Origin of the sequence: Actinokineospora sp., assembly GCF_050699995.1 — a bacterium.
Classification (GTDB): Bacteria; Actinomycetota; Actinomycetes; order Mycobacteriales; family Pseudonocardiaceae; genus Actinokineospora.
The window spans coordinates 1-6,430 of sequence record NZ_JBOHGC010000053.1 but is presented as its reverse complement, the minus strand read 5'-3'; the positions used below and the strand labels follow the sequence as shown (position 1 = coordinate 6,430).

The 6,430-nt window shown below is 66.3% G+C and carries 8 protein-coding genes and 1 pseudogene; 5 read left to right on the top strand and 4 right to left on the bottom strand.

Going from position 1 to position 6,430, the window contains the following annotated elements; translation table 11 throughout:
* Positions 1–696 (bottom strand): AraC family ligand binding domain-containing protein (locus ACRDSQ_RS03395; protein ID WP_431418664.1); only part of this gene is annotated, 696 nt, incomplete at its 3' end.
* Positions 697–782: 86 nt separating this feature from the next.
* On the opposite strand from ACRDSQ_RS03395, the gene ACRDSQ_RS03390 reads away from it, so the two are divergent.
* The gene (locus ACRDSQ_RS03390) at positions 783–1,184 is read left to right on the top strand and encodes an NAD(P)-dependent oxidoreductase (RefSeq protein WP_431418662.1); all 402 of its coding nucleotides are present in this window, start codon (positions 783–785) and stop codon (positions 1,182–1,184) included.
* The gene (locus ACRDSQ_RS03385) at positions 1,139–1,426 is read left to right on the top strand and encodes an NAD(P)-dependent oxidoreductase (RefSeq protein ID WP_431418661.1); all 288 of its coding nucleotides are present in this window, start codon (positions 1,139–1,141) and stop codon (positions 1,424–1,426) included. The genes ACRDSQ_RS03390 and ACRDSQ_RS03385 overlap by 46 nt, the downstream gene beginning before the upstream one ends.
* Before the next feature lie 150 nt (positions 1,427–1,576).
* On the opposite strand, the pseudogene ACRDSQ_RS03380 reads toward ACRDSQ_RS03385, so the two are convergent.
* A pseudogene (locus tag ACRDSQ_RS03380) lies at positions 1,577–2,254 on the bottom strand (glycosyltransferase); the annotation flags it as partial.
* Positions 2,255–3,239: 985 nt separating this feature from the next.
* Here ACRDSQ_RS03380 and ACRDSQ_RS03375 point away from each other — a divergent pair.
* Positions 3,240–3,788, top strand: a complete 549-nt coding sequence (locus ACRDSQ_RS03375) for an HDIG domain-containing metalloprotein (protein ID WP_431418659.1) — start codon at positions 3,240–3,242, stop codon at positions 3,786–3,788.
* On the opposite strand, the gene ACRDSQ_RS03370 is transcribed toward ACRDSQ_RS03375, so the two are convergent.
* Both ACRDSQ_RS03370 and ACRDSQ_RS03365 read right to left on the bottom strand, forming a co-directional pair.
* A complete protein-coding gene (locus ACRDSQ_RS03370; protein WP_431418657.1) occupies positions 3,785–4,261 on the bottom strand; it encodes an NUDIX hydrolase in 477 nt (158 codons plus the stop codon). The two genes, ACRDSQ_RS03375 and ACRDSQ_RS03370, sit on opposite strands and share 4 nt — an antisense overlap.
* 4 nt (positions 4,262–4,265) lie before the next feature.
* Positions 4,266–5,069 carry an XRE family transcriptional regulator gene (locus tag ACRDSQ_RS03365; protein ID WP_431418655.1) on the bottom strand — a complete coding sequence of 268 codons (804 nt, stop codon included), beginning with the start codon at positions 5,067–5,069 and terminating at the stop codon, positions 4,266–4,268.
* Between the two features lie 205 nt (positions 5,070–5,274).
* On the opposite strand from ACRDSQ_RS03365, the gene ACRDSQ_RS03360 reads away from it, so the two are divergent.
* Entirely contained in the window at positions 5,275–5,715 is a 441-nt protein-coding gene (locus ACRDSQ_RS03360) for a hypothetical protein (RefSeq protein WP_431418653.1), read from the top strand.
* Positions 5,716–6,021: 306 nt separating this feature from the next.
* On the top strand, positions 6,022–6,357 hold the full coding sequence (locus tag ACRDSQ_RS03355) for an AMED_5909 family protein (protein ID WP_431418652.1): 336 nt from the start codon (positions 6,022–6,024) through the stop codon (positions 6,355–6,357).
* Positions 6,358–6,430: the final 73 nt, after the last annotated feature.

Sequence of the window (6,430 nt, the reverse complement as noted above, 5' to 3'; positions counted from 1 at the left end):
CACGAACACTGCCAACTTCGATGGCGTGTTCGTGCGGAACCCCCAAAACGCCACCGCGACCGAGCGGGGTGGGACGTGGGCGAGCGTCCGGGCGTAGTGCCCGACTTGGCGGTCCACGGCGAAGTCGCGCTCGACGGCGTCGCGGAAGCGACGGAACGTATCGCCTGGCTCGACGGCAGGCGAGCCCGGGCTCAGCTGGGCGATCCGCAGCAGCAGCGCGGCCAGGAGGTGTCCGAGCAGGTCGGTGCGCACCGCGTCGGGCAGTGCCCGGTCGGCGTACTCCCGTGCCAGGTGGTCGAGGGCGACGCGGGCGGCGGCGGCCTGTGACCCGGTCGGGTGCCAGTGCACCGGACCGAACCGGTCGCCGACCCGCGCGGTCGCGGGGGAGAGGAAGCTCGGCTGGAAGAACACGACCGTGCCCTCCGCGCCCGCCAGGTCGCCGAACCGCTGGACCTGGCCAGGCCGCACCCACAGCCAGGAACCGGCGGTCGCCGAGTACGGGGTGAAGTCCACCGCGTGCCACAGCGTGCCCGCGTCGACGGCGAACAGCAGGTGGAACTCCGGTCGCTGCGGGCTGCTCAGATCCTGCCCCTGTGCCCGCTCGCGAAGTTCGGCCAGCGTCAGCACCTCGACCCCCGCGGCGGCGGCTGGCGGGGGCGAGTAGGGGATCTCGGGTATCTGTCCGTTTTTCACCATGGCGAGTCCTGATCATACCTTGCTGACCAGCAGTGACCTGCTTACCGTGAATTACACAAGGCAGATGACGACAAGGAGTGACCATCATGGCGAAGATCGCCGTGTTCGGTGCCACCGGCACGATCGGCAGCACCATCACCCGTGAGGCCCTCGACCGCGGCCACCAGGTGACCGCGGTCCGCCGCGACAGCGCCAAGCCCACCGACCCCCGCGCCGAGCCGACCGTGGGCGACGTCCTCGACCCCCAGTCCGTCGCCGCGATCGCCAAGGGCCACGACGTGGTGGTCAGCGCGGTCGGCGGCGGCGACGGCCCCGGCCACGTGGCGACGATCAAACCCGCCGCGGAGTCGCTCGTGGCAGGCCTGCGCGCCCTCGGCCCGGACGCGCCGCGGCTGGTCGCGGTCGGCGGCGCCGGGTCCCTGCGCGCCCCGGATGCCGCGAGGTGCGGGACCAGGAAGGCCTGCCGGAGTTCCTCCTGCAGATCATGAACGCGCACGCCGACGCCCTGGACTACTACCGCGGTGTCGAGGACGTGCGCTGGACCAACCTGAGCCCGGCGGCCACGATCGAACCGGGCACGCGCACCGGCCAGTACCGCACCGAACTCGACGACCTGGTCGTCGACGGTGATGGCACGAGCCGAATCTCGACAGCGGACTACGCGGCCGCCGTCCTCGACGAAATCGAGAACCCGCGCCACGTGGGAACGCGCTTCACGGTCGGCTATTGACCGACGCGAACAGGTCGTCGAACACCGGTCGAACGCCATCGCGTGCGCCCGGGCCCGGCCCGCCATCAGCCCGCGCTCCTCGGGCCCCATCTCCAGCACCACCCGGTCGATCGCGGCGGCGATGCCCGCGACATCGCCCGCCTCCACGATGATCGCCGTGTCGCCCACGGCCTCGCCCGTCCCGCCGGTGACGGTGGTGATCACCGGCCCGCCGCCCGCCAGCATCTTCTCCGTCAGCGCGATGCCGAACGTCTCGACGAAGTCCGGCTCCGGCCGGGTCGGCAGCGCGTACGCCGTGCAGCCGCGCATCAGCAGTGGCTTTTCCTCGTCGTCCACGTCGTCGAGGAAGACGATCCGGTTGTCGTCGCGGGCGAGTGCGCGGACTTCGGGCAGCGCGGGACCGGAACCGGCGACGAAGAGCCGCACCCGCGACCGCGCCTTCGCCTGGGCGAAGGCGTTGACCAGGTCGAAGATGCCCTTGGCCTGCGCCACGCGGGAAAGGAACAGCACATAGCCGTCGCGTTCCAGGCCTCGGCGTTTGAGCGCGGTGTCGACCAGCACCGGGTCGAGATCCAGGTACGCCGACGTGTCGATCGGCGGGTAGCTGACCGACACCCGGTCGCGGCACTCGTCGGCGAGCCGGGTGCCGCATGACGAGTCGACCTCCTCGGCGGAGGCGATGATCTCCTGCCGGGTGTACTCCGACACCGCGCGCACCTCGTCGCTGGCGAGGAACGTGGTGAACAGGACGACGGCCGCGCCGAACCGCCCTTCCCGCAGGCAGGAGCGGATCACGTTGGTGACGTCGGAGCCCACCGCCTTCGCCATGGTGCGCACGTCGGGGTCGTACCCGGCCGCGCGGGCCGCCGCGACCGCGTCCTGGACGACCGCGGTGTGCGGCGCGAGGTACATCGACAGGCAGATGGTCGGGTCCGGCTTGTGCTCGTTGTGTCCGGTTTGCGTCTTGTTGCGTCCTGACGTCCGACGGCCTGTGGACGGCCTGGCGGTCTGCCCTTCAGCGGAGGCAGTCCGGGACTTTCGACCCTTTTCGTGGGCTTGCCCGGCGTACCGTTTGGAGTGGTCGTCCCGCGTCGGGCAAGGCTCTTCGGGCGGCTGATTTCACCCCGTCGGCCCCCGCGTTCATCCCTAGGCCCCTAGGGACGCGGGGGCCGCGCCAGTTCCCGATGACCCCGGTGAGGGTGTGGCGGGTCCACAGGGCCATCTGGTCGGAGTGGGTGTTGGTGGTCATCTGCGCTCCTCGGGTGAGATGCGGGGCTGAGTCTTGCACCCCCCGGTGCCTGGGCGACTCCGTTCCCTCGCCCCTGCGATCTCTAGCCCTGGGTCGGCGGGGTCAAGGGTGGCGAATGCCATCGGCGTAGCCGACGCCGTAGGCGCCCTTGATGCTGTCGGCCCAGGGACTAGATGCTCCGTTGCGAGGGACACCTCACTTGACCTCGCGTTGCGTGCCGGGCTGGAAGGTGAGTCGGCGGGAGCGATGCAGGTTGACCCCGCTGGTGGTGCGCCATGATGTTCTGGCGGTTCTGACGCTCGCACTGGTCTTGATCTGGGCAAACGTGGGCAAATCACCGCGGGGAGTCCTGGTGGATCGCGCGTCCAGCTCGTGGGCCTGGCCCTCGTCGTGTTCGGTGTCCTGGTGCTTGTTGTGGCTCGTGGTTTGGCGCGCCTGGCGGCGCGATGGATGACGACACGGTGCCAGCGCAACAGGCACACCCCGCGTGCCGCCAGCGGCGACGCGCCTTGATCCCATAGAGCCAAATTCAGCAGCCAAAGCCGATGAAGGCAGGATAGGAATGTGGACCTTCCCGAAACGTCTCGGTCGCTGGCTGAGGTACTTGTCTCGCCGCTTGGAAACCGATGGCAGCACGTTCAGGCTGTCGCGCATCGCGCGTTGGGGTTGCGCCGAGTCGCTGGCCTGGACGACAGCGATGGAGATGCGTTGGTGGCTTCGGCGTGGCTACATGACATCGGGTACGCGCCGGAAGTGAAGGTCACAGGCTTCCATGCGTTGGATGGTGCGCGGTACCTGCGTGCTCTTGAGTTTCCGGATCGCGTCGTATGTCTCGTCGCCCATCACTCAGGTGCGCGTTTTGAGGCTGTCGAACGTGGGCTTGAGCGTGAACTTGCCGCGTTTGCGCTTGAAGACAGCCCGGTCATGGATGCCTTGATTGCGGCCGATCTAACGACCGGACCCGACGGAACCTATTGCGAATTTGATCAACGTATCGATGAAGTGCTAGCGCGATACCCCGTCGGGCACCCTGTGCACAGAACATGGACGAAAGCGCGCAAGGAAATCGGCGAAAGTATTGTCCGGACTGAGTTGCGCCTCTCGAAAACCTAGCCGAGGTACGGAGCTGTGCGGGTGGGGTCCAATGCATGATCTACGCGCAGACGCATCGACGGGTGGATGCGGAGCGTGTCAAGCTCGGCTGGGTCGACCCATCGGACAGCTTTGGTCTCGGTGCCGTCTTCTCGTGGTGTTCCGCCAGTCCACTTGCCTTCGAAGCACAGCGAGAACTGTTGGCGGACTTCGCCGTCGTCGTAGGCCATGACGTGATTGGGGTCGGTGTACGTGCCGATCAGGCGCGTCACTTCGATCTCCAGGCCGGTCTCTTCGCGGACCTCGCGAATGGCGGTTTCGGTGATCCGCTCGCCAGGGTCGTGCCCTCCGCCTGGGAGTGCCCACAGGTTGTTGTCGACCTTGTGGATGAGCAAGATCCTCCCTGCGCCGTCGCGGATTGCGACCGTGACAGAAGGGACGACGCTGTTGACTGGCGGAGCTGCGGGGTCATTGAAGTAGTCGATGCGGGCCATGTCGTCACTTCTCCTGCTCGGCGAGTTTCCAGACGCGTTCGAATGAGTCCATGTAGTGGCTCCACATGGGGCCGTCGTCGCTGCGGCGGAGGTGGAGCACGGGGCTCTCTCCCGCCAGGGCCCCGTAGGCGTGTCCGTTAATGAGGGCCTGATCGTCGAACCGGTAGATGGAGTTGTACAGGATGGTTCCGTGGGTGCGGACCTCCACGCCTGAAAGCTCGGAGACGCGGCGGAGGTAGCGGCGCATCATCTGGACACGTCCTTCGAGTCCGCCGGTGGTGCCTTCCTCGACGCCGCGTTGCACGACAGCGGGCGACTGTTGGTTACCAACTAGGAATCGGAACTTCACGCCGTTACGGGCTTTCGCGCGGACGACGGGCAGGATGTCGTACTGCTCAACGAGGAACTGGCCGGAGAAGACGAGCACATCCATTCTGGTCGAGACACTGTGGATCAGTTCGTTCCATACCGCGTATGGCACTGACGCACGCGTGGGGTAGATGCGAACGAGTTCTTCATTTTCAGGAGTTGGCTGGGTTGAGGTCACTGCCTGGGGCTTGGACACGAAACCAATTGATTCCGAGTACGGTTCGAACAGTTGCGGGGCGGCCCACTCGGGAAACATCTTTTCCAACACCCGCAGGTGATGCGGGTAAGGAAGTCCGGTCAACGCGCCGGAAAGCCAGCGGAAATACTGCGCGCGACTAGGGCCTGACCCCTTGAGTTCTGGATCAATTTTGCCCGCAGCTCTGTCGTACTCCCTGATGAAATCCCTGTGATTCTGGATGTAGCGCTGCTTGAGCAGCACCTTTAGCAGGATCAATGACGAGTCGTTCATGTGTCCCCTTGAAGCCGGTGTTCCCCAAGATTAGCGCAGACGAGACCTAGACGCGACTGGATGAGCCTCAGACCAGCTCAGATGCGACTTACACGGAGTCTCGCCCGGACCGGTTCTTGGCCGAATGTGTATGTAGGCCGCACAGCGCGGTCGCAACCAAGGCGAAGGACAAAATATGGCTATCGCAAGGGGGCGCAGGTTCCCGATCGAGTTTGAGGACGCGTTTCCGCAAGGTTTGGTGTTGATGGGTGAGCTGTCGGCGGACACGGAATATCAGTCGCGAGAGGAGAGGGCTTCAGGTCGTCCGGTGCGGCAGAAGGTGGACGAGCTGACCGGTAAGGGGCAGTGGAAGGCGACGGTGACGGACCCGAATGAGCCGAACTCGAAGCGGGCTTCGTTCGATGTGACGTTCTTGGCGGATGTTCAGCCGGTGCCGACCACGAACGAGGTTCTTCCGGGTATGCGTCCGGTGGAGTTGGCCGGTTTGACGGCTGAACCGCGCGGTGTTCGAGGTTCCGGCCGGTGCGGCCCTGGGTGCGCCTGTGGGTGCGTCCGGGTCGCCCGGTTGGGCTCTCTTCGGGCCGCTCGGAAAGGTGCGGGTCATGATTCCGACTGAGCTGGATGCGCGGTGGCAAGCGGCGTATGCGATTTATGGGCAGGCGTCGGAGGCTGTGGCGACGGTCGAACTGGGGAACCCGGATGCGGCGCGGTTGATGGCTTCGGCGTCCCGAGAGGTGTCGGGGTTGTGGTGGGAAATCGCTGGGACGCCGGATTTGCCGTGGTGGGCGTTGGCTGCGGTGCGGTCGGCGGCGCAGGCGTTCGAGGCTCAAGCGAAGGATTGGGGTGCTCGCGCTGATGCTTGGTCGGCTCCTCGTCCAGGTGGGCGGGCTGTGTCTTCCCGACGGCGCGATGGTGGTGCGCGGTGAGTGCGGATCTGGGAGGGATTCGGACGCTTCGGACAGCCAATGACGTGCTTGGCAAGGAGATGCCGGGTCCGGGGGCGTCGGCCTTGTCGCGGGTGAAGTTTCATCGTCGGGCTGAGCGGGTGTATCGCGATGTGGCGATGACTGACCGGCATCACCACCACGAAGCGATGGCGTGGGCGTCGATCGAGAAGGACCGGGCGGAGAAGGCAGAGAGGGAGCTGCGGGAGGAGAAGCGGGCTGCTGCGAACCGTAAGGCTCGAAAGGAGGCGGCCGAACTCGACGCGGCGGAGTCCGTGGTGGCGTCGTCTGAGTCTGCGGAGGTGTCGGCGTGAGTGTCATGCAGTGGTGGGCTGCGGTCTGGTGGTTGGCGGTGATGTTGCTTGGTGCGATCGGGCTGGATCGTGC